Origin of the sequence: Mesorhizobium sp. CO1-1-8, assembly GCF_020164875.1 — a bacterium.
Taxonomy (GTDB): Bacteria; Pseudomonadota; Alphaproteobacteria; order Rhizobiales; family Rhizobiaceae; genus Mesorhizobium.
In genome coordinates this window covers 34,159-55,217 of record NZ_JAIUGZ010000027.1, presented here as the reverse complement: position 1 = coordinate 55,217, position 21,059 = coordinate 34,159, and the positions used below count along the sequence as shown (strand labels likewise).

At 63.8% G+C, this 21,059-nt stretch carries 18 protein-coding genes and 2 pseudogenes; 12 read left to right on the top strand and 8 right to left on the bottom strand.

Translation table 11 applies throughout. From position 1 onward, the window contains the following. Positions 1-8: 8 nt before the first annotated feature. The gene (locus LB558_RS31660) at positions 9-1,373 is read right to left on the bottom strand and encodes an Nramp family divalent metal transporter (RefSeq protein ID WP_224701162.1); all 1,365 of its coding nucleotides are present in this window, start codon (positions 1,371-1,373) and stop codon (positions 9-11) included. 236 nt (positions 1,374-1,609) lie between these two features. Between LB558_RS31660 and mntR the strand changes: the two genes are divergently transcribed. From mntR to LB558_RS31635, 5 genes are all read left to right on the top strand, one after another. Beyond that, positions 1,610-2,059 carry a manganese-binding transcriptional regulator MntR gene (mntR, locus tag LB558_RS31655; RefSeq protein ID WP_224701160.1) on the top strand — a complete coding sequence of 150 codons (450 nt, stop codon included), beginning with the start codon at positions 1,610-1,612 and terminating at the stop codon, positions 2,057-2,059. A 100-nt stretch (positions 2,060-2,159) separates the two neighbouring features. Next, entirely contained in the window at positions 2,160-2,348 is a 189-nt protein-coding gene (locus LB558_RS31650) for a hypothetical protein (RefSeq protein ID WP_056595353.1), read from the top strand. A 409-nt stretch (positions 2,349-2,757) separates the two neighbouring features. After that, complete coding sequence (locus LB558_RS31645; protein WP_224701158.1) at positions 2,758-3,678, top strand: neutral zinc metallopeptidase; 921 nt, start codon at positions 2,758-2,760, stop codon at positions 3,676-3,678. Between the two features lie 154 nt (positions 3,679-3,832). Continuing rightward, positions 3,833-5,098 carry a TCR/Tet family MFS transporter gene (locus LB558_RS31640; protein ID WP_224701156.1) on the top strand — a complete coding sequence of 422 codons (1,266 nt, stop codon included), beginning with the start codon at positions 3,833-3,835 and terminating at the stop codon, positions 5,096-5,098. Beyond that, a complete protein-coding gene (locus LB558_RS31635) occupies positions 5,095-6,012 on the top strand; it encodes an aldo/keto reductase (RefSeq protein WP_224701155.1) in 918 nt (305 codons plus the stop codon). Before LB558_RS31640 ends, LB558_RS31635 begins: the two co-directional genes overlap by 4 nt. Before the next feature lie 397 nt (positions 6,013-6,409). Here the strand turns inward: LB558_RS31635 and carA are convergent, their stop codons facing one another. Further along, entirely contained in the window at positions 6,410-7,627 is a 1,218-nt protein-coding gene (carA, locus tag LB558_RS31630) for a glutamine-hydrolyzing carbamoyl-phosphate synthase small subunit (protein WP_224701152.1), read from the bottom strand. Between the two features lie 276 nt (positions 7,628-7,903). Between carA and LB558_RS31625 the strand changes: the two genes are divergently transcribed. The 3 genes and pseudogenes from LB558_RS31625 to LB558_RS31615 form a co-directional block, all read left to right on the top strand. Beyond that, on the top strand, positions 7,904-8,353 hold the full coding sequence (locus LB558_RS31625; RefSeq protein ID WP_224701150.1) for a GatB/YqeY domain-containing protein: 450 nt from the start codon (positions 7,904-7,906) through the stop codon (positions 8,351-8,353). A 130-nt stretch (positions 8,354-8,483) separates the two neighbouring features. Beyond that, positions 8,484-8,798, top strand: a complete 315-nt coding sequence (locus LB558_RS31620; protein ID WP_224701148.1) for a hypothetical protein — start codon at positions 8,484-8,486, stop codon at positions 8,796-8,798. Positions 8,799-8,922: 124 nt separating this feature from the next. Next, positions 8,923-9,251 (top strand): annotated as a pseudogene (locus LB558_RS31615) (3-oxoadipate enol-lactonase); the annotation flags it as partial. A gap of 54 nt (positions 9,252-9,305) precedes the next feature. Here the strand turns inward: LB558_RS31615 and LB558_RS31610 are convergent. Further along, complete coding sequence (locus tag LB558_RS31610; protein WP_224701146.1) at positions 9,306-10,289, bottom strand: murein L,D-transpeptidase catalytic domain family protein; 984 nt, start codon at positions 10,287-10,289, stop codon at positions 9,306-9,308. 426 nt (positions 10,290-10,715) lie between these two features. On the opposite strand from LB558_RS31610, the pseudogene LB558_RS31605 reads away from it, so the two are divergent. Further along, a pseudogene (locus tag LB558_RS31605) lies at positions 10,716-11,428 on the top strand (DNA helicase). Between the two features lie 19 nt (positions 11,429-11,447). Here LB558_RS31605 and LB558_RS31600 read toward each other — a convergent pair. Beyond that, positions 11,448-12,401, bottom strand: coding sequence for a hydrogen peroxide-inducible genes activator (locus tag LB558_RS31600; protein WP_224701144.1), 954 nt, complete (start codon positions 12,399-12,401; stop codon positions 11,448-11,450). Between the two features lie 264 nt (positions 12,402-12,665). Between LB558_RS31600 and katG the strand changes: the two genes are divergently transcribed. Both katG and LB558_RS31590 read left to right on the top strand, forming a co-directional pair. Next, positions 12,666-14,873, top strand: coding sequence for a catalase/peroxidase HPI (gene katG / locus LB558_RS31595; RefSeq protein ID WP_224701142.1), 2,208 nt, complete (start codon positions 12,666-12,668; stop codon positions 14,871-14,873). A 184-nt stretch (positions 14,874-15,057) separates the two neighbouring features. Beyond that, positions 15,058-15,615, top strand: coding sequence for a GNAT family N-acetyltransferase (locus tag LB558_RS31590; protein WP_224701141.1), 558 nt, complete (start codon positions 15,058-15,060; stop codon positions 15,613-15,615). A 5-nt stretch (positions 15,616-15,620) separates the two neighbouring features. On the opposite strand, the gene LB558_RS31585 is transcribed toward LB558_RS31590, so the two are convergent. Both LB558_RS31585 and LB558_RS31580 read right to left on the bottom strand, forming a co-directional pair. Continuing rightward, a complete protein-coding gene (locus LB558_RS31585) occupies positions 15,621-16,658 on the bottom strand; it encodes a P1 family peptidase (protein ID WP_224701139.1) in 1,038 nt (345 codons plus the stop codon). A 44-nt stretch (positions 16,659-16,702) separates the two neighbouring features. After that, a complete protein-coding gene (locus LB558_RS31580; RefSeq protein ID WP_224701138.1) occupies positions 16,703-17,119 on the bottom strand; it encodes a MerR family transcriptional regulator in 417 nt (138 codons plus the stop codon). 107 nt (positions 17,120-17,226) lie between these two features. Between LB558_RS31580 and LB558_RS31575 the strand changes: the two genes are divergently transcribed. After that, positions 17,227-19,473 carry a heavy metal translocating P-type ATPase gene (locus LB558_RS31575; protein WP_224701136.1) on the top strand — a complete coding sequence of 749 codons (2,247 nt, stop codon included), beginning with the start codon at positions 17,227-17,229 and terminating at the stop codon, positions 19,471-19,473. Positions 19,474-19,490: 17 nt separating this feature from the next. On the opposite strand, the gene LB558_RS31570 is transcribed toward LB558_RS31575, so the two are convergent. Together LB558_RS31570 and LB558_RS31565 are read right to left on the bottom strand one after the other, a co-directional pair. After that, on the bottom strand, positions 19,491-20,675 hold the full coding sequence (locus LB558_RS31570) for an MFS transporter (RefSeq protein WP_224701134.1): 1,185 nt from the start codon (positions 20,673-20,675) through the stop codon (positions 19,491-19,493). 168 nt (positions 20,676-20,843) lie between these two features. Next, positions 20,844-21,053 carry a DUF2061 domain-containing protein gene (locus LB558_RS31565; protein WP_224701133.1) on the bottom strand — a complete coding sequence of 70 codons (210 nt, stop codon included), beginning with the start codon at positions 21,051-21,053 and terminating at the stop codon, positions 20,844-20,846. Positions 21,054-21,059 lie beyond the last annotated feature (6 nt).

The window sequence follows — 21,059 nt, the reverse complement described above, 5'->3', positions numbered from 1 at the left end:
GACGGAGCTCAGCCGACCCCGAACATGGTGTCGTAGAGCAGCTTGAAGTTGAGCATCAGGATGATCGCCGCGACCACCCAGGCAAGGGCTGCGACGCCGCGCGGAATGGCGAGGTTGCCCATCTTCTTCTTGTCGGAGACGAACTGCACCAGCGGAATGACCGCGAAGGGCAGTTGCATCGACAGGATCACCTGGCTGAACACCAGCAACTGGCCGGTGCCCTTCTCGCCATAGAGCGCGGTGACGATCACCACCGGGATGATGGCCAGGCCGCGTGTCAAGAGCCGGCGCGCCCAGTTGGGAATGCGCAGGCGCAGGAAGCCCTCCATCACAATCTGGCCGGCAAGCGTCGCGGTCACCGTCGAGTTCAGGCCGGAAGCCAGCAGCGCCACCGCGAACAGGATCGAGGCGATGCTGAGGCCCAGAAGCGGCGACAATAGCTCGAAGGCCTGGCCGATCTCTGCGACATCCTGATGGCCGGTGTTATGGAAGGCGACCGCAGACACGATCAGGATCGAGGCGTTGACGAACAGCGCCAGCATCAGGGCGATGGTCGAGTCCGTCGTTGCCCATTTGATGGCATCGCGCTTGCCCTTGTCGGTACGTTCATAGGCGCGGGTCTGCACGATCGAAGAATGCAGATAGAGATTATGCGGCATGACGGTGGCGCCGATGATGCCGATGGCGATGTAGAGCATCGCCGGATTGGTGACGATTTCCGACGACGGCACGAACATGGCATGCAGGATCGAGCCGGCCGGCGGGGCGGCGACGAAGATCTGGATGGCAAAGCAGCTGAAGATGATGATCAGCAGCGCGATGACGAAGGCTTCGAGATAGCGAAAACCCTTGTTCATCAGCAGCAGCACGAGGAAGGCATCGAGCGCCGTCAGCATGGCGCCGCCGATCAGCGGAATGCCGAACAGAAGTTGCAGCGCGATCGCGGTGCCGATGACTTCGGCCAGATCGCAGGCGATGATGGCCAGTTCGCAGGCGATCCACAGCACGAAATTGACCGGCCGGGGGTAGTAGGCGCGGCAGGCCTGGGCGAGGTCGCGGCCGGTGGCGATGCCGAGCCGTGCCGCCAGCGCCTGCAAAAGGATTGCCATCAGGTTGGACAGCATGATGATGAACAGCAGCGTGTAGCCGAACTGCGCGCCGCCGGCGAGGTCCGTCGCCCAGTTGCCTGGGTCCATATAGCCGACCGAGACCATGTAACCGGGACCCATGAAGGCGAACAGGCGACGGAACCAGACGCCCGAATTCGGCACGGCGATGGAGGAATTGACTTCGCGCAGGCTGGGCTGCTCGTCCTCGTCGGGCCTGGCGAACCGCCATGAGGAACGGGAGGCTTTGGCTTCGGCTTCAGACATCAAGGAGGGCTTTCCGCGAGACTGGACAACGTTGCCTTAAGCTATGCCATGGCTCAACATTATGCAATATGCTATATTTCATTGTCAGTGCTTTTTGTTCTGCCAGCGGTTATCGGGCGAAACCCGCAATCGGAAGCCCGGGTTGCACCTGTTGCGGAATGCAAATAAACGGCCCGAAGAATCAGAGCCCGTGCTATGAAAGCATGGATGGCAAATAGTCCTGGGAGGAGCGCGTATTGGTGCTGAAGAACAGACCAGTTCCGCGCGAGCCGCTGCTCGACGCCGAAATTCATTCGGAGGGCTTCCGGCAGCAGCGTGAAGCGCGCCGCAGTGCGTTGGTCGAGGATTATGTCGAGCTGATCGCCGACCTGATCGAAGACGGCAACGAGGCGCGCCAGGTCGACATCGCCGCACGGCTTGGGGTCGCCCAACCGACGGTGGCCAAGATGCTGACCAGGCTGTGTGCCGACGGTTTGGTGTCGCGAAAACCCTATCGCGGCGTGTTCCTGACCGATGCCGGCCGCAAGGTCGCGGAGGAAAGCCGCATCCGCCACCAGACGGTGGAAGCTTTCTTGCGCTCGCTCGGTGTCAGTGCCGAAACGGCCCGCATCGACGCCGAGGGCATCGAGCACCATGTCAGCGCCGAGACGCTGGAAGCCTTCCGCAAGGCGATGACGGCGCGCTGAACCGAACCGCCACCGGATTTCCCCAGGCCTCCCGGAACCCTCGCACGCTAAGCACGTTGCTTCTGACACCCGCGCAAGTCGCGCGGCAAGGGAGGAAGCGATGGGCGTGGAACAGGCACCGACCGCAAAGGGCAAGCAGGCGGCCAAGGGATTGAAACAGGCGGCGGCGAGGGATGAGCGCAAGACCGAGGCCGAAACCGGCCATCCCCTGAAAAAGGGTGCGGCGCGTTTCGAGGAGCGTTCGAAGAGTTCCGACGGCAAGAGCGCCGGCGCCAAGCAGAAAGATTAGACGCCTCTCAGGCTGATGTCAGCGGTTCTGGTCCGAAAGCCGTCTGCCGGGGCATGGCTGATCGACAGTCCGCCGCACTCCAGTGTCTGCAAAGTGGCGGGGTCGGTGACGGCAATGCTGGAATCGAGCGTGGCGGCGCAAGCGCCCCTCGCTTCCCCCGTGGACGAGACCCTAGCGGTCTTCCAAGGTCTCGGCCATGGGGACAATTGCACGCTCGGCCACGCGACGCGACGAACCTGAGAAAATCGGCCAATGGAGTGCGCCTCAGGATTTGCCGTCGTAGCCGCTGACCGGCTTTCATGGCCTTGCGGCCACCCAAAAATGCTGTGACTTGGCGCAACCATTGGGATACTTGTTTGTTGGGTTGAGCCCCGCAACAATGGGGTAGTTCGCAGCACGAGGAGTTGCCATGCTCTGGAAGGGCCGTCGTCAGAGTGACAATATCGAGGACGACCGCAGCGACAGCGGCGGTGGCGGACTCGGCGGCGGCGGTGGCCAGTTCCGCATTCCGATCGGCGGCCGCACCGGTGGTGGCGGCAGCATCTTCCTCGTCATCCTGGTGGTGCTGGCCGGATGGTATTTCGGCTTCGATCCTTCCACGATCCTTGGTGGCGGCGACGGCGGTCTGCTGCCGGGCGGCGGCGGCCAGATCACCGACAACAGCGGCCAGGACAACGGTGGCACACCGGCCAATGACGAGATGAAGCAGTTCGTCGCGACCGTACTGGCCGAGACCGAGGACACTTGGACCGGCATCTTCAAGTCGCAAGGGTTGACCTATGAGGATCCCAAGCTGGTGCTGTTTTCCGGCCAGGTCCGCTCGGCCTGCGGCTTCGCCTCCGCGGCGGCCGGACCGTTCTATTGTCCCGGCGACCACAAGGTCTATCTCGACATGACCTTCTTCCAGCAGCTCGATCAGCAGTTCGGCGCCTCGGGTGAATTCGCCCGCGCCTATGTGATCGCGCATGAGATCGGCCACCATGTGCAGAACCTGACCGGTATCATGTCCAAGTTCAACCAGATGCGGCAAAGCATGGGTGAGGTCGAGGCCAACCAGATGTCGGTGCGCATCGAGCTTCAGGCCGACTGCTTCGCCGGTGTGTGGGCCCACTACACCGCGCAGAAGGGCATATTGGAGCAGGGCGACATCGAGAGCGCACTGAATGCCGCCAAGCAGATCGGCGACGACACGCTGCAGAAGAAGACGCAGGGCTATGTCGTGCCGGAAAGCTTCAACCACGGCACCTCGCAGCAGCGGCAGACCTGGCTGGCGCGTGGTTACAAGAGCGGCAAGCTGTCGGAGTGCAACACGCTGAGTGGGCCGATCTGACCAGACGTTTTCGAGCTTCACCTGCCGGCGATGCTGCCGTCAGGGGATGTCAGGATAAATAGATTCGGCCTGTTCCCGCATTGTTCCTCGCCGCGAGCTCGCCTATAAGGTGCGTCCGCTTGCGCCCAGGGCGAGCAGAGGAGCTTGATCCTGCATGATCGACCCCAAAACCGCCAGACGGGGCCTTGCGCTCGTCTTCACCACGCTCCTGCTCGACATCATCGGCTTCGGCATGATCATGCCGGTGCTGCCGGCCTATCTCCGGGAACTGACCGGGGTCAGCATCAGCGGCGCGGCGATCGAAGGCGGCTGGCTGTTCTTCGTCTACGCGGCGATGCAGTTCGTCTTCGCACCGATCATGGGCGGCTTGAGCGACCGGTTCGGACGGCGGCCGATTCTGCTCGCCTCGGTGCTGACCTTCTCCGTCGACAATCTGATCTGCGCCGTCGCCTGGTCCTATCCGATGCTGTTCATCGGGCGTGTGCTGGCCGGCATTTCGGGCGCCAGCTATTCGACGACGTCAGCCTTCATCGCGGATATCTCGAACGATGAGAACCGGGCAAAGAATTTTGGCCTGCTCGGCATCGCATTTGGGGTCGGCTTCGTCATCGGGCCGGTTCTGGGCGGGCTGCTCGGCACATTCGGGCCGCGCGTGCCGTTCTATTTCGCCGCAGGACTCGCCTTCGTGAATTTCCTCATCGCGTCGTTTTTCCTACCGGAAACGCTCGATGACAAGCACCGCCGCCGCTTCGAGTGGAAACGCGCCAACCCTGTCGGCACGCTCCTGCAGATGCGCCAATACCATGGCATCGGCTGGATCGGGCTCACCTTCTTCCTGATGACGCTCGGGCACATGATGTATCCGGCGGTCTGGTCGTTCGTCTCCAACTACCGCTATGGCTGGAGCGAGCAGCAGATTGGCTTCTCGCTCGGCGCCTTCGGCCTGTGCGGCGCGATCGTCATGGCGACGGTGCTGCCGCGCGTGATCCCGAGGCTTGGCGAGTGGAAGACGGCGGTTATCGGCCTGACATTCACGGCTGCCAGTGCCTTCGGCTACGCCTTCGCGTCGCAAGGGTGGATGATCTATGCGGTGATTGTCGTCGGCTGTCTGGAAGCGCTGGCCGATCCGCCGCTGAGGAGCCTCGCCGCCGCCAAGGTGCCGCCTTCGGCGCAGGGTGAATTGCAGGGCGCGATGACCTCGATCTTCTCGATCACCTCGATCATCACGCCGCTGCTCTATACGGCGATCTTTTCATGGTTCACAGGGCCAAGCGCGCCGGTGACCTTCGGCGGTGCGCCCTATTTGGTCGGCGCGTGTTTCCTGACGCTGGCGGTCATCGTCTTTGTGACGAAAGTTGCGCGGCCCGCGGCGCGCACAAACGTCGCCGGCGGCATCGCCGAAGATGGGGCACAGGTGTGAGTCACAGTCGCATTGCGCTGACTCGGGACGGACTGTCGCTGTCGCGGTTGGTCTTCGGCGCCTCGCGTCTGCTCGACAGCGCCGCCCGCCCGGATGCCGATCAGGTCGCACGGCTGATCGGCACCGCCGTCGATCTCGGCCTGACCAGCTTCGATCATGCCGACATCTATGGGAACTACGAGGTGGAAGCGGCCTTCGGTGCGGGATTGGCGCGCTGGGAAGGCAAGCGCGACAGCATCGAGCTGATCTCGAAATGCGATATCATGCTGAAGTCACCAAACCGGCCGGACAACCGGCTGAAGCACTACGATACCAGTGCCGGCCATATTGTTGCGTCGGTGGAGCGTTCGCTCGCCAATCTCGGCACCGACTATATCGACCTGTTGCTGCTGCACCGGCCCGACCCGCTGATGGATGCCGACGAGACGGCGGCAACTCTTGCCGGGCTGATCACATCTGGCAAGGCGAGGGCGGTCGGCGTCTCCAACTTCACGCCGTCGCAGTTCGATCTGCTGGCCTCACGCTTGCCGTTCGCGCTCGCCACCAACCAGATCGAGATGTCGGTGCTGAAAACGGCCGCATTGACCGACGGCAGCCTCGACCACGCGCAGCGCCTTGCCTATGCGCCGATGATCTGGTCGCCGCTCGGGGGCGGCTCGCTGTTCACCGGCAAGGAGGGGCGCGAGGCGCGGGTGCGGGCAGCGCTTGCTGCGGTGGCCGCCGAGATCGGCGTCGGCGATCTGGCTGCCGTCGCGATCGCCTGGCTACTGCGCCATCCGGCCCGATTGGTGCCGGTGCTGGGTTCGATGAAGCCGGAACGGCTGGCCGCTATGGTCAAGGCGTTGGAGATCAGCCTTGACCGCCAGCAATGGTTCGCCATCCTGGAGGCCAGCGAAGGCCGGCCGGTGGCATAGGGGTGGCGTTCGTGCTGCTTGGAGGTCTGCCGGTGGCACTATCCATCATTCGCTGAAGCGGACTGTTATTCCATGGATATTGGCCGAAGCCCTCGACCGGAGGCAGGTCTCAGCCAAATGTCGAAGTCACGCGATTTGCCTTCTTAGGGTCAAAGCTTCCTCGTCGAGGACTCAGTCCTCAATTCATTCATTTGGAATGCCGAATATTGATCTGCGCCAATTCGGCGTGCGTGAGCCGGCCCCGCAAAAGATCCCAGCGGGCAGGGCCGTTTCGGTTTTAAGCTCAGCCTTCCGTTCGTAGATCGCCACATCCGCGGCGTCTTCGACGGCATGCAGGTCTATGTCTTTACACATGTCCGTGTCCCAAGAACTGAGCAGCGCTTTTGCGCGCGATCCACTAAGCCCGTTCAGCCAGCAATTCCTCGCCGCGATTTTCGCGGATCAAATTGACGAAGCGGCGGAACAGATAGTGCGAATCCTGCGGGCCGGGTGAAGCCTCGGGGTGATGCTGGACCGAGAACACCGGCCGGCCGGTCAGCGTGATGCCGCAGTTCGAACCGTCGAACAGCGAGACGTGGGTTTCCTCGACGCCTGATGGCAGCGAGTCGGCATCGACGGCAAAGCCGTGGTTCATCGAGACGATCTCGACCTTGCCGGTGGTGTGGTCCTTGACCGGATGGTTGGCGCCGTGATGGCCCTGATGCATCTTGGCGGTCTTGCCGCCGAGCGCCAGCGCCAGCATCTGGTGGCCGAGGCAGATGCCGAACACCGGGATGTCCGTCTTCAACAGATCCCGGATGACCGGTACGGCATAGTCACCGGTGGCTTCCGGGTCGCCGGGACCGTTGGAGAGAAAAATGCCGTCCGGCCGCATGGCGAGGATTTCTTCAGCGCCGGTCTTGGCCGGCACCACGGTGACCTTGGCGCCGAGGCCGGCGAGCAGGCGCAATATGTTGCGCTTGACGCCATAGTCGATGGCGACGACATGCATGGAGGGCTCGGTCTGCTCGCCAAAGCCTTCGTTCCACACCCAGGGCGTCTCGCGCCAGACGGAGGACTGGCCCGACGTGACCTCCTTGGCGAGGTCAAGCCCGATCAGTCCCGACCATGCGGCGGCGCGGCGCTTCAGATCGTCGAGGTCGAAGACGCCGTCGGGCGCATGCGCGATGACGGCGTTGGGCATGCCCTTTTCACGGATCAGTGCGGTGAGCGCGCGGGTGTCGATGCCCGACAGGGCGACGACGCCGCGCTTCTTCAGCCACTGGTCGAGACTAGTGCCGGCGCGGTAGTTGGACGGGTTGGTGACATCGGCCTTGAACACGGCGCCGACGGCGCCGGCGCGGGCGGCCGGATTGAGGTCCTCGATGTCCTCGTCATTGGTGCCGATGTTTCCGATATGCGGGAAGGTGAAGGTGACGATCTGGCCGGCATAGGAGGGGTCAGTGAGGATTTCCTGGTAGCCGGTCAGCGCCGTGTTGAAGCAGACTTCGGCGACAGCGGAGCCGGTGGCGCCGAGGCCGCGACCTTCGATGACGGTGCCGTCGGCCAGCACCAGAAGGGCGGTTGGCTTTTCAGTGGCCCATGCGGGGGTCAAGGCGGGCGTCATCTCGGCCATGCGGCACTCCTATCAGGCCGCGCGCTGCAACCGGCCCGGCGGGCCATCTGCGCGGCAAACGGCGCGAAGCGGCGATTTCGCAGCCTCCACGCAGTCAAATTTCCGTTCATGCAAGGCCCAGTACATAGGGGAAGGGGGCAGGGCGGTCAATGATCATGCGATATGCCGCCATGTTTTATTTCGCCTAGCAAATTCAGTGGCTTGCCGCGGTATATCAGGGTTTGCCTTGGCTCGCCCCCGGCGCTATTGTCCGCGCCGATCGAAGGAGAATGCACCATGCGCGGCAAAATCGCCGAATCCCTGAAGAGCGCGATGAAGGCGCAGGACAAGCACCGGCTGCCGACATTGCGGCTGATCCAGGCCGCCATTCACGACCGCGACATCGCCAATCGCGGTTCGGGCAAGGAGCCAGCCAGCGACGAGGAGATCCTGCAGATCCTGGCCAAGATGGTGAAGCAGCGCGACGAATCCGCCAAAGCCTTCGACGACGGCAAACGGCCGGAACTGGCCGCGCAGGAGCGCGGCGAGATGGAGATCATCCGCACCTTCCTGCCGACCCAATTGGACGATGCGGCGATAACAGTGGCGGCGCGTGAGGCGATAGCGGCGACGGGTGCGGCCAGCCAGAAGGACATGGGCAAGGTGATCGCCGCGCTGAAACAGAAATATGCCGGCCAGATGGATTTCGGCAAGGCGAGCGGCATCGTCAAGGGGCTGCTGCAGTAGGGTGCTCTCATCTCGTCGCTTGGACGACCCACCGGGCGCTCCCCTAGTCCAGGTCCGTCGGAATCCAGTGCAGGAATTGGAACTCGGATACCGCCGAGATGTTTATCCGTCATGCAACTGGAGAGATGTCATGACTGAGAACGAAACCCGCTATGAAACCGGTGCGACGAAATATCCGGCAAAGACCGATGCCGACGTTTCCGATGAATTTTCCCAGGATGCGGCCGCCAACAAGAAGCCCGCCGGCGGAATGGGGCTCACCCGCAGGAAGGATGAGGTAGAAGGCCGAACCCACCAGTCGGACGGACAAAACCCGCCAAGGCAAGGCACGCCGAGCGCCGCACCCGAAAAGACGTCCGGGGCCGGCCCCGCTATCGCGGAGCGTTCAAAGGACGCCAAGGCTCCGAAGAGCGGCCGCCAGCCCGGAGCGTATGTCAAGAAGTGATCGCTGGACGGGACCCGAGAGGTCCTGGCATTGCTCGGCCGGTCATTAACGACCGATTTCCACCTCGACGGGGAGGCAAGCAAGCCGGTGCTGGTGCTGTCGAATTCCATCGGCACCACGCTGCAGCAACTGGTTCCCCGCATCGATGGTTGCCGCCAGCGAGCCCGTGGTCGAAGACTTTCGCACCATGCTGCTGGCTATCGACCGGCAGGGCCTGGCGGGTCTGTTCGCGGCGGTTCGCGACGCGGATCTTCGCCGCACCGTAGCACTGATACACCGGCCGACGCTGGTGATCGCCGGTCAGCACGACACGGTGACAGCAGCCAGCCACAGTGAGATGATTGCCGCGGCGGTGCCCGGCGCGCGAAGCTGGTGGTGCTGCCCGCGGTCCATCTGTCGAACATCGAGTATCCGGCAGAGTTCATCCAGGAAGTGGTCGATTTTCTGCGCTGAGCGGGAGCGCAAACCGACGGTGATTGAAGTTCGCGGCCTGCCAGGGGGCGGACTTCAAGACGCTTCGCAGATCGGCAGTGGCTGTGGCGGCGGTGCCGGATGATCCTTCCGGTATTGGGCGATGATCGGCTCGAGGGTCTTTCGCGGCCAGAATTTCGGTGTCCCGATTTCCTTCAGGCAGGACGCGTTCCAGTAGGCGCCCGGCTGTGAATGGTTGGCTGCAACCGCGGCGATGTCGCGCGATTCCGGATAGATGTAGAGCGTTGTCGGATTGTCCTTGACCATCGGGATGATCTGCTGGGCATCCGCCGGCGACCAACTGGTGCAGCCATTGCTGCGACCGCCGGCATAGTCCACCAGCTTGCCGAACGGCACGAAGCCGTCATGGTCGGCATGCGAGCTGTTCGGGCTTTTGCGCAGGCACATTCCGTGCAGCACCTGGGCAGCGTGACCGCCGATCACCCGCTGCCTGGCGTTGGCGGCTTCTCCTTCGCCGTCGAACTGAATGAAGGTGCGCTGGAAAGCCGCGTCCTGTTTCGCACCGGTGCGGTAATAGCCCTTGAACGAGGTTTTCGCCTCGCTGGTCATATAGGCGCCGCCGGCAGTCAACGATGAATCCATCGCATTGCCGAAGTTCTTCGCGCACCGCCTGCCATTTGAAAAATCGACGACGCCTTTTAAATTCCGGCCGCTGCCATGGCCCGACGAGATCGCGCGAAACGACTGGCTGGCTTCACAGATGACGTAGTAGCGACGGCCAAGCACGCCATTGCCCAGATCGCTGGGGCGTGTGGCATCCATAGCGAAGTAACAGGGATTCTTGATGGCACCTTGCGCGACCTTCTTCCGGTAAAGCGCGCGGGCTCGCTCCAGCACCACTCGTGAGATCTGACCGTCGCTGTCGCCGACATGGGCCTGCAGCCAGGCGGGAACATCGGAAGGTGCGGCAAAGGATCGAGCCGACACCGTCAGGGCAATAACGGCGACGAGGAGGCTGAGGATCGGGACGATACCCAGAGGGACGAATCTCAACCGCACTGGATCAACTCCTGCCAAAGCCGCTTCCTTGCGGTGTTGCCGCCGAGAATCGATCATAAAGGGTCTCGCATTATCAGGCGAAACACATCTTGTTTAGCGCACCCTTTGTTTAGCGCGCCCTCCGCAAGCCCGCACGAAGGGCCACGCGGGAGGTCGACGCGCAAACGCTCCTACGCCGGGATGCTGGCTCCAGGCTTGCAGCGGGCTTCCCGGCATCTTTGAATATTCGCGATTTTCGTTCCCTGCGGATTGAGCTATCATTTAATTCTGGCGCGCCCACGCCTCCTCCCTCCGCCGGGAAAGCATCGTTCATGCCGGGCACTCCGATCACCAAACCGACTGTTCGAGCATCGCTGCCAAACCGCATGCGGTTTGGCATGGCATAAGGAGGGATTGCGAAGACGGCTCGCACCAGGAGGTTTTGCGATGAAGTTGTCCGCGCCTGCCTACCATCTGAAGCGTCAAGCCAGGCTTTTGTCCCGCAAGGCCAAAATTCCGCTCCACGAAGCGCTTGATCGTGTTGCAGCAGAGGAAGGTTTCAGCAGCTGGAGCCTGTTTGCAGCCAAGGCAGCCGAGGCGGCGCCTGCCGGCAGATTGTTTGCGCAACTGGCGCCTGGCGACCTGGTCCTGGTCGGCGCCCGGCCTGGCCACGGCAAGACGCTGATGAGCCTCGAACTCGCGGTCGAAGCCATGAAATCAGGCCATCGCGGTGTGTTCTTCACGCTGGAGTATACGCAGCGGGATGTGCTCGACCGGTTTCGCGCCATCGGGCGGACCCGGTGCAGTTCAACGACCGGTTCGTGTTCGACAATTCCGACGCCATCAGCGCCGATTATATCGTCGGTATGCTGGCGGCGGCGGCGCGCGGTACGCTGGTGGTCATAGACTATCTGCAACTGCTCGATCAGAAGCGGGAAAACCCGGATCTGATGGCGCAAGTCCGCACGCTGAAGGCCTTTGCCCGCGACAAGGGATTGATCCTCATCTTTATCTCGCAGATTGATCGGTCATACGATCCGGTGAAGAAGCCATGTCCCGATATCAGCGATGTGCGGTTACCGAACCCTCTGGACCTGTCGCTGTTCAACAAGACCTGCTTCCTGAACAAGGGCGAAATCCGGTTCCACGCGGCAGGCTGACGATCCGGTCAGCCAGCCTTCATTGGGCCGCTGCCGGTAGATTCAGAGGCTGCGCAAGCAATGCCGAACTGTGCTGCGCGCGCAATGCTTCGGCCGCTTGGCGAACCACTTCGGATATAAGCAGCAGCTGTTTGGCGATCGGGCTTGTCTTGCGCCAGATCATGCCGATGGTCCGCGAAGGTTGGGGGTTGGCGAAGTGGGCGATAGAGACCGACGCCGAGCGCGTCTCCACCGGCACGGCCATTTCGGGGATCAAGGTGACGCCGACGCCGGCGCCGACCATCTGCACCAGGGTCGACAGCGAGCTGCCGTCAAGCAACTCCCTTGGGCGCGCCGAATGCATATTGCAGAACGACAGCGCCTGATCGCGAAAACAATGGCCCTCCTCAAGCAGGAGCAGCCGCATCTCGCGCAGCATTTCGCGGTTGGGCACCGGCTTTCCCTCATCCTCGCCGGGCCGGACCAGCACGAAGTTCTCGGCAAACAGCACGATTTCCGTCAGCGAGGGTTCCGACACCGGCAAGGCAACGATGGCCGCGTCGAGCCGCCCGTCGGCCAGTTCCTGGATCAGCTTCTGCGTCTGCGTTTCGCGCACGTGGATATCGAGCCCGTCATGCATGCGGGCGAGGTTGCCGATGATGGCAGGCAGAAGGTAGGGTGCGATCGTCGGGATCACGCCGATGCGCAACCGTCCCACCAGCCGGTCGCGCGAGGCGCGGGCCAGATCCGTCAGCTCATCCACCGAGCGCAGGATGTCGCGAACGCGCAAGGCGAATTCCTCGCCGAAATTGGTCAGCCGGACCTGGCGTGGGCCTCTTTGGAAAAGCTCCGTGCCTAGCGTTTCCTCCAACTCCCGGATCTGCACCGAGATGGCGGGCTGCGAGATCGCGCAGGCATCGGCGGCGCGGCCGAAATGATTGTGTCGGGCCAGCGCCTCGAAATAACGCAACTGCTTCAGCGTCAGGTTTGTCATAATGTCATCTTATCGCTGTAATCAGGAAATCCAACTTAAATTAATCAAGCGGCTTTGCTATAGGAGTCGCAACGAAGATGAGGAGCAGCCGGGACCGCCTGGTGAGGCGCATGCCCGCAGCAACAGGACATCCAACATATTCGGTCGCGTATCGGGCATATGGTCATCGCGCCAGCCATGAAACGGACCGCCTGCAGGGACATTTTTGTGTCCCTGTTCACGCAGCAGTTGAACAGCTCAACACAGCCACGATCGGAGAAGAACATGGACGCACAGACCGATGATCCCAGCGCCGGCAAATGCCCCGTTGCACACGGATCCTCCAGCAGGAGCAACCGTGACTGGTGGCCCAATCAACTCGATCTTGGCGTTCTCCATCAGCAATCGAACCTTTCGGATCCGATGGGGGAAGAGTTCGACTATGCCGAGGAATTCAAGTCGCTCGATCTCGCTGCGGTGATCAAGGACCTGCACCACGTGATGACGGATTCGCAGGATTGGTGGCCGGCCGATTTCGGCCATTACGGGCCGCTGTTCATCCGCATGGCCTGGCACAGTGCCGGCACTTACCGCATCGGCGATGGCCGTGGCGGCGCCGGGGCAGGCCAGCAGCGTTTTGCTCCGCTCAACAGCTGGCCGGACAATGCCAATCTCGACAAGGCGCGCCGGCTGCTGTGGCCGGTCAAGCAGAAATATGGCCGCAAGATCTCCTGGGCCGACCTGCTGATTCTCACCGGCAACGTCGCGCTGGAATCGATGGGCTTCAAGACCTTCGGTTTCGCTGGCGGCCGCGCCGACGTCTGGGAACCCGAACAGGACGTCGATTGGGGTTCGGAAACCAAGTGGCTCGACGACAAGCGCTACTCCGGCGACCGCGAACTCCAAGGCCATCTCGGCGCCGTCCAGATGGGGCTGATCTATGTCAATCCGGAAGGGCCGAACGGCAAGCCGGATCCGCTGGCCTCGGCACGCGACATTCGCGAGACGTTCGGTCGCATGGCCATGAACGATGAGGAGACCGTGGCGCTGATCGCCGGCGGCCACACCTTCGGCAAAACCCACGGCGCCGGCGATGCCTCGCTGGTGGGTGCGGAGCCGGAAGGCGCCGGCATCGAAGCGCAGGGCCTCGGCTGGTCGAGCAAGCATGCCACGGGCATCGCAGGCGATGCCATCACCTCGGGCCTCGAGGTGACCTGGACCACGACGCCGACCAAGTGGAGCAACAACTTCTTCGACAATCTGTTCAACTTCGAATGGGAACTGACCACGAGCCCGGCGGGCGCGCATCAGTGGACGCCGAAGGGCGGCGCCGGCGCCGGGACCGTGCCGGATGCCCACGATCCGTCCAAGCGCCGCGCACCTGCCATGCTGACCACCGATCTCGCACTGCGGGTCGATCCGGCCTATGAAAAGATTTCGCGGCGCTTCCATGAGCATCCGGACCAGTTCGCCGACGCGTTTGCCCGCGCCTGGTACAAGCTGACCCATCGCGACATGGGTCCGGTCGTTCGCTATCTCGGCCCGCTCGTGCCGAAGGAAGAGCTGATCTGGCAGGACCCGATCCCGGCGGTCGACCACGAACTGGTCGGAGAGCAGGACATTGCGTCGCTGAAGGCGAAGATCCTGGCATCGGGCCTGTCGGTCTCGGAACTGGTCTCGACGGCGTGGGCCTCGGCCTCGACGTTCCGCAATTCCGACAAGCGCGGTGGTGCCAACGGTGCACGTATCCGACTGGCACCGCAGAAGGATTGGGAGGTCAACCAGCCGGCGGAACTGTCGAAGGTGCTGGCGAAGCTGGAGGCCATCCAGGAGGAGTTCAACGCGGCACAGACTGGCGGGAAAAAGATCTCGCTGGCCGATCTCATCGTTCTCGGCGGTGTCGCCGCGGTCGAGAAGGCGGCGAAGGACGGCGGCCACGAGGCCAAGGTGCCGTTCACGCCGGGCCGCATGGATGCTTCACAGGAACAGACGGATGTCCATTCCTTTGCGGCGCTCGAGCCGAAAGTCGATGGTTTCCGCAACTATGTCAGGGGCAAGCAGCCGATGCCGGTCGAGGCCATGCTGGTTGACCGGGCGCAATTGCTGTCGCTGACGGCGCCGGAGATGACGGTGCTGGTCGGCGGTCTGCGCGTGCTCGGCGCCAACACGGCCAAGTCAAAGCACGGCGTGTTCACCGACCGGCCGGGGACGTTGACCAACGACTTCTTCGTCAACCTGCTCAGCATGAATACGGTCTGGGATCCTGCCCCCGGCTCTGTTCCAGGTTCGGAAGAGGTGTACGAGGCGCGTGACCGCAAGACCCAGACGGTCAAGTGGACCGGCACTCGTGCCGACCTGATCTTCGGCTCGCACGCCCAATTGCGCGCACTTACCGAGGTCTACGGGTCGGCGGACGCCCAGGCGAAATTCACCAGGGATTTCGTCGCGGCATGGACCAAGGTGATGAACGCCGACCGCTTCGACATCGCCTGAGATCGCTAAAGGTGCTCCGGCGCGGCCGCGCCGGATCGCCGGTCCTCTCCCAAGGACCCAACGCCAGGGCCGTGTTTCCAGTGATGGGAGCGCGGCCCTTGTCGTAAGAGACTGCGCTTTGGTGGACCGTGCCTTCCCAGGCAGGGATGCTAACTTGCCGGTGTCGCGTCTCCGCCGGTGCACCATGATCGAAATCGTCAAACCCGCGCTCGAACATCTGCCGTCCTACAAAGCGGCGCTCGAACGCGGCTGGTTGCCGGACAATGTGCGGCTGATGGAGGCGACGCGCGAGCAACTCGCGGCCATCGAAAGGGATCCCGTGGCCTTTCTCGCCGACCTCGATGATCCCCAGGCCAAAGGCGCTCCGATCAGCTTGTCCGACGGCCGGGAGGTGCCGCGCCTGCCGGGCTTCCGCCGCTGGATCTGGGACGGCGAGGCGTCGGGCTCGATCGGCTTTCGCTGGCAGAAGGGCACGGCTGAGCTGCCGCCGCATGTGCTTGGCCATATCGGCTATGCGGTGGTGCCGTGGAAGCGGCGGCGCGGCTACGCCACCGAGGCGCTGCGGCTGATGCTGGACGAGGCGAGGGCCGTCGGCCTGCCCTATGTCGAGATCACCGCCAAGCCGGGCAATCCGGCATCACACAGGGTGATCCTGGCCAATGGCGGCAAGCTCGTCGAACGCTTCTTCGAGGATGCCGCCTACGGCGGGGTGGAGAGTTTGCGGTTCCGGATAGCGCTGTAGGCCGCCTATCGCTTTTCGGCCTGATCGCGCAGCCAGTCGGCGAGCGACGTGCGACGCGTGCCAGCCCTGCCCATGAAGGCCTGGGCGGACAGCATGGAGTTCAGCACGGCTTCCTGCGTGGCCTCCACCGCTGCCCGGAAAAGGATATCGATGCGCGCTTCGTTGAGGGTGAGGAGCGGCACCAGATCGCGGGCTTCGTCGTGATCGACCATGTTGCCGGTGTTGAAGGCGATGGCTATGTCGCCGCTGCCATGGCCCCAGAAGGAACCGAGCCTTGCTATGCCTGCTCCGGCGCGGCGCGCCACGCGCTCGAGCTGGCGGTGTTCGAGAGGCACATCGGTTGCCAGCACGATCATGATCGAGCCGCGTTCGGCCTGATCCGGTTGCCCGGGATCGGGCCTGCGCCCATCGGGCAGCACGAGGTCTCCGGGCTTGCCGAAATTCGACAGAACGAGAACGCCAAGGTGGTGTTCGCCGCCGAGGGCGATCTTTCTCGACGCCGAACCAATGCCGCCCTTGAAGCCGAAGCAGCTCATTCCCGTTCCGGCACCGACATTGCCCTGTTCGACCGCGCCTTGATGCGCATCCGCCAGCGCCGCAAGCGCGTGTTCCTCTGATATCGCCAGTGCCTGGATGTCGTTCAGCGGCCCGTCATTGCACTCGCCGACCACTGGGTTGACGGTGCCGGTCGAGCGACCGATGTCCGGGTTCAGGCGGATGGCGTCCCGTATCAGCGCCGTTGCGCAGGTGCCGACCGAGAGCGTGTTGGTCAGGAGGATCGGCGTTTCGATGGTGCCGAGTTCCTGAACCTGCGTCAGGCCGACCGTCTTGCCGAAGCCGTTGATGACATGGCTGGCTGCGGTCACCTTGTTGCGAAACATGTTGCCGCCATGTGGCAGGATCGCGGTCACGCCAGTGTTGATGTCGCCGTTGCGCAGCGTGCAGTGACCGACACGGACGCCAGGCACGTCGGTGATCGCATTGCTGGCGCCCTTCGGCAGGATGCCGCAGGTCAAGCCGAAATCGCTCACAGTCATGGTCATTCCTGCTCCTGGCTCACGGTCCGCGCGGAGACCCTATTGGAGTGTCAGCCATGCTCGTCAGCGCACAGCGCGTGGTCGGACAGAGCGCGGATGACGTAGCAGTCGCCGACCGTCTTGCCATTGCAGCAGGTGGCGATGCGTTCGAGTTCGGCCTCCAGCCGCTTCAACTGGGCGATCTTTTCCCGCACCGAGATCAGTTGCTCCTCGGCGATCTTGTCGGCGTGGCCGCAGGGCTGCTCGGGATGACCGCTCAGTTCGATCAGCGAGCGGATGTCCTCAACGGCGAAGCCGAGGTCGCGGGCGTGGCGGATGAAGGCCAGCCGCTCCAGCTCCTGCCTGGAATAGCGGCGCTGGTTGCCTTCCGAGCGCTCGGGTGCGGCAACAAGGCCCATCTGCTCGTAGTAGCGGATGGTCGGCACCTTGACCCCGGTGCGGCGTGAGAGATCACCGATCGAAAACATGAATTTTGCCTCTTGAAGCTCTAGTGACTAGAGCAATTACAGTGCCTGACATCAGCATTCAAGACCCATGCGGCGACGCCGCGCGGGCAAGACAGACAGGTGATGTGATGACGGCTCCCCTCAGGCAGACACGGTTCAAGATCGGCGGCATGGACTGCGCCTCCTGCGCGGCCAAGATCGATACGGCGGTGCGCCGCATCGAGGGCGTCGCCGATGTCTCGGTTTCGGTGACCGGCGCCAGCATGAGGGTCAGCCACGGCGGCGCACTGCCGGAGGACAAAGTGCTGCAACAGGTGGCACGGCTTGGCTACGGCATCGTCAGAGCGGAAGCCAGGACCGACGGGCGCGCATCACCGGCAGCCTCTGTGCATGAACATGCTGACCATGGCCACGAGGGTCACGATCATGCCGGCGACGATCATGAGCATGGCGGCGAAAAGGTCGCCAACGAGGCTGCCGGGTTATCTCATCTCCATAGCCATGCCGAGCCGGGGCAGGCGTGGTGGCGCTCCCGCCGGGCAGTGCTGACGCTGGCTTGCGCGGCGGCGCTTGTTGCCGCCTACGGCATCGGCCATCTGTTCCCAGTGGCCCAGCGCTGGGTGTTCCTGGCCGCTTTGCTGGTCGGCCTGGTGCCGATCGCGCGGCGTGCGCTGATGGCGCCATTGGCCGGCACGCCGTTTTCGATCGAGATGCTGATGACCATCGCGGCGATAGGCGCTGTGATGATCGGCGCCACGGAAGAGGCAGCCGCCGTTGTGGTGCTGTTCCTGATCGGCGAGCTTCTGGAAGGTGTCGCCGCCGGCCGGGCGCGGGCGAGCATCCAGGGACTTGCCGATCTGGTGCCGAAGACAGCGCTGGTCGAGCGGGCGGGCGGCACATCAGAGGTCCCCGCCGAAGACCTTGCGGTCGGCGATGTCATCGTGGTGCGGCCGGGCGACCGCATTCCGGCCGATGGCGAGATTGTCGAGGGGGCTGGTGATATCGACGAGGCGCCGGTGACCGGCGAGAGCACGCCGAAGCGCAAGGGCGTTGCGGACGCCGTCTTCGCCGGCACGATCAGCACCGACGGCGTGCTCAAGGTGCGGGTGACGGCTGCCGCTTCCGACAACACCATCGCCCGAATTGTGCGGCTGGTGGAGGAGGCACAGGAGGCCAAGGCGCCGACCGAGCGTTTCATCGACCGTTTTTCGCGATACTATACGCCGGCTGTGCTGGCGGTCGGCGCGCTGGTGGCGCTGCTGCCGCCGCTGCTTGCCGGGGGCGACTGGAATGAATGGATCTACAAGGGCCTGGCGATCCTGCTGATCGGTTGCCCCTGCGCGCTGGTCATCTCGACGCCGGCAGCAATCGCCGCTGGCCTTGCGACCGGCGCGCGGCGCGGCCTGTTGATGAAGGGTGGTGCCGTGCTGGAAGGCTTTCGCCGGATCACGGCTGTGGCCTTCGACAAGACCGGCACGCTGACGGCGGGCAAGTCCGTGGTCACCGACATCGTGGGCTATGGCCGCGAAGAACGCACCGTGCTGTCGCTGGCGGCGGCGCTGGAGCAGGGCTCCAGCCATCCACTGGCCATGGCGATCCTCGACAGGGCCAAGACCTACAAGGCGCCGGTGCCGCCGGCCCTGGCGGCCAAGGCGATCTCGGGCAAGGGTGTCGAGGGCAGTGTTGGCGGCGTGGCCGTCTTCCTCGGCTCCGGCCAGACGGCGGGCGAACGCGCCGACATGACCGAGGCGCAGCGCCTTGCCGTCGACAGCCTTAATGGCCAGGGCAAGACCGTGTCGGTGCTGGTGGCCGATGGCGTGGTGGCCGGGCTGATCGCCATGCGCGACGAGCCGCGGCCGGATGCAGCGGCCGGGATCGCGGCGCTGAAAGCTGAGGGCATCCGGGCGGTGATGCTGACCGGCGACAACCGCCGCACGGCGCAAGCCATCGCCGCTTCGCTCGGCATCGAGGCGCGGGCGGAGTTGTTGCCGCAGGACAAGCAGCGCATGGTCGGCGAATTGCAGCGCGAGGGGTTCAAGGTGGTCAAGGTCGGCGACGGCATCAACGACGCGCCGGCGCTCGCCGCCGCCGATATCGGCATCGCCATGGGTGGCGGCACCGATGTGGCGCTGGAGACGGCCGACGCGGCGATCCTGCACGGCCGCGTCATGGACGTCGTGCGCATGGTGAAGCTGTCGCGGGCGGTGATGGCCAATATCGGCCAGAACATCAGCGTGGCGCTCGGGCTGAAGGTAGTGTTCCTGGTCACCACCATTTTAGGCATCACCGGCCTGTGGCCGGCGATCCTGGCCGATACCGGCGCCACCGTGCTGGTCACTGCCAACGCCATGCGCCTGCTGCGCTGGCGCGGGTGAAGGTTTTGTTTCGTGGTCTATTCGGCCGGGGCCGTCAGCGGCGGCGTGGCGTTGCTGCGCCCTTCCCAGACATAAGAGGCGAGCGCCACCGCGACGGCGACCAGCATGGCGATGACGCCGAGCAATGGCAGGCTGCGATAGCCATAGCCGCTGTTCAGCATGGCGGCGCCCAGCGAGGCGGCAAGCGCGATGCCGACATTGAAGCCGGATGGAATGAGCGAGGAAGCGAGGTTCGAGGCGTCGGCCGTCCAGGCTAGGATGCGGGTCTGGATCGGTGTGCCGATGGCGAAGTTGAGACCACCCCAGATGACGATCGCGACAACCATCGGCAGGGGATAGGGGCTGACGGCATAGATGACGGCCAGCGTCGCCGCCTGCAGGGCCAGCATGGTGATCAATGACGGCATCAGCTTCCAGTCGGAGAGCTTGCCGCCAAGGAAGACTCCGAGCGTCGCACCGACGCCATTGAGAAGCAGCACCCACGGCACCAGGTTCTCGTCGAGCCCGGTGACCTCCAGCAGTGTCGGGGTAATGTAGGTGAACAGGCCGAACTGGCCGATCATCAGCATCAGCATCAGGATCAGCGAGGTCCAGACCTGCTGGCGGGCCAGCACACGGACCTCGCGGGCCAGACCCGCGGGCTTGGCCGATGAGCCGGTGGTGCGCGGCAACAATGCCGCCATCGCAAGCGTTGCCGCCACGCCCAGCGCGCACATCACCCAGAAGGTCGCGCGCCAGCCCCAGATGTTCCCGATCGCGGTGCCGGCGGGCACGCCGATGACGTTGGAGACGGTGAGGCCGGACAGGATGACGGCAACCGCCATGCCGCGCTGGTCCTCGCGCACAAGACCGACGGCGACAACCATGGCGACGCCGAAATAGGCGCCATGCGCGACCGCCACGGCAATGCGCAACAGAAGCATCGAGGTGAAGTCGGGCGCCAGCGCACAAGCCGCCTGGCCGATGGTGAAGGCGATGGCGAGGCCGAGCAGCAAGCTCTTGCGCGACAGCGACTTGGTGGCGAGCGCCAGCAGCGGGCCGCCAATGGCGATGCCGCCGGCATAGCCGGAGACGAGATAGCCGGCGGAGGGAACTGAGACGCCAAGCCCTTGCGCCACCTGCGGCAGCACGCCCGCGATGACGAATTCGGTGGTGCCGAAGGCAAAGGCGGCAATGAACAGGGCGATGAGCGGAAGCGACATAGCGGGAAAGGGATCCTGAGCAAAGCGCCTCAAACCACGGATGGGCGTAGCAGGCAATCCAGAAATTGTTGGCGCCGGTTTAGGTTTTCTTGATCGAGTTCTCGTGCGTCACCTGCGTGCGCGACGGCCGGGCGAGGGCTCACCGGGCTCGGTCGTGCGCCGAGGTCGCTATGCCGCGGTCTTGCGCCCGTAGGGAATCCTCAGCCATGCCCGTTCGTGGAAATAATAGAGCAGCGATTTGGTGACGACCTCGGTCAGGCCGATGGTCGCGGCGAGCTTGATGCTTCCTGTCACGACGAGTGAAATGATGATCGTGTCGATGGTGCCGGTCACCCGCCAGGAGAGCGCCTTGGCGAAACTGCGCGAATGGGTGTCCATCGATTT

What these genes read in the sequence shown, in the direction of transcription:
- LB558_RS31660 (WP_224701162.1), bottom strand. Translation starts at nt 1,373, where the DNA reads ATGTCTGAAGCCGAAGCCAAAGCCTCCCGTTCCTCATGGCGGTTCGCC.
- LB558_RS31650 (WP_056595353.1), top strand. Translation starts at nt 2,160, where the DNA reads ATGGGCGTGGAACAGGCACCGACCGCAAAGGGCAAGCAGGCGGCCAAG.
- LB558_RS31645 (WP_224701158.1), top strand. Translation starts at nt 2,758, where the DNA reads ATGCTCTGGAAGGGCCGTCGTCAGAGTGACAATATCGAGGACGACCGC.
- LB558_RS31640 (WP_224701156.1), top strand. Translation starts at nt 3,833, where the DNA reads ATGATCGACCCCAAAACCGCCAGACGGGGCCTTGCGCTCGTCTTCACC.
- carA (WP_224701152.1), bottom strand. Translation starts at nt 7,627, where the DNA reads ATGGCCGAGATGACGCCCGCCTTGACCCCCGCATGGGCCACTGAAAAG.
- LB558_RS31625 (WP_224701150.1), top strand. Translation starts at nt 7,904, where the DNA reads ATGCGCGGCAAAATCGCCGAATCCCTGAAGAGCGCGATGAAGGCGCAG.
- LB558_RS31620 (WP_224701148.1), top strand. Translation starts at nt 8,484, where the DNA reads ATGACTGAGAACGAAACCCGCTATGAAACCGGTGCGACGAAATATCCG.
- LB558_RS31600 (WP_224701144.1), bottom strand. Translation starts at nt 12,401, where the DNA reads ATGACAAACCTGACGCTGAAGCAGTTGCGTTATTTCGAGGCGCTGGCC.
- katG (WP_224701142.1), top strand. Translation starts at nt 12,666, where the DNA reads ATGGACGCACAGACCGATGATCCCAGCGCCGGCAAATGCCCCGTTGCA.
- LB558_RS31590 (WP_224701141.1), top strand. Translation starts at nt 15,058, where the DNA reads ATGATCGAAATCGTCAAACCCGCGCTCGAACATCTGCCGTCCTACAAA.
- LB558_RS31585 (WP_224701139.1), bottom strand. Translation starts at nt 16,658, where the DNA reads ATGACCATGACTGTGAGCGATTTCGGCTTGACCTGCGGCATCCTGCCG.
- LB558_RS31580 (WP_224701138.1), bottom strand. Translation starts at nt 17,119, where the DNA reads ATGTTTTCGATCGGTGATCTCTCACGCCGCACCGGGGTCAAGGTGCCG.
- LB558_RS31575 (WP_224701136.1), top strand. Translation starts at nt 17,227, where the DNA reads ATGACGGCTCCCCTCAGGCAGACACGGTTCAAGATCGGCGGCATGGAC.
- LB558_RS31570 (WP_224701134.1), bottom strand. Translation starts at nt 20,675, where the DNA reads ATGTCGCTTCCGCTCATCGCCCTGTTCATTGCCGCCTTTGCCTTCGGC.
- LB558_RS31565 (WP_224701133.1), bottom strand. Translation starts at nt 21,053, where the DNA reads ATGGACACCCATTCGCGCAGTTTCGCCAAGGCGCTCTCCTGGCGGGTG.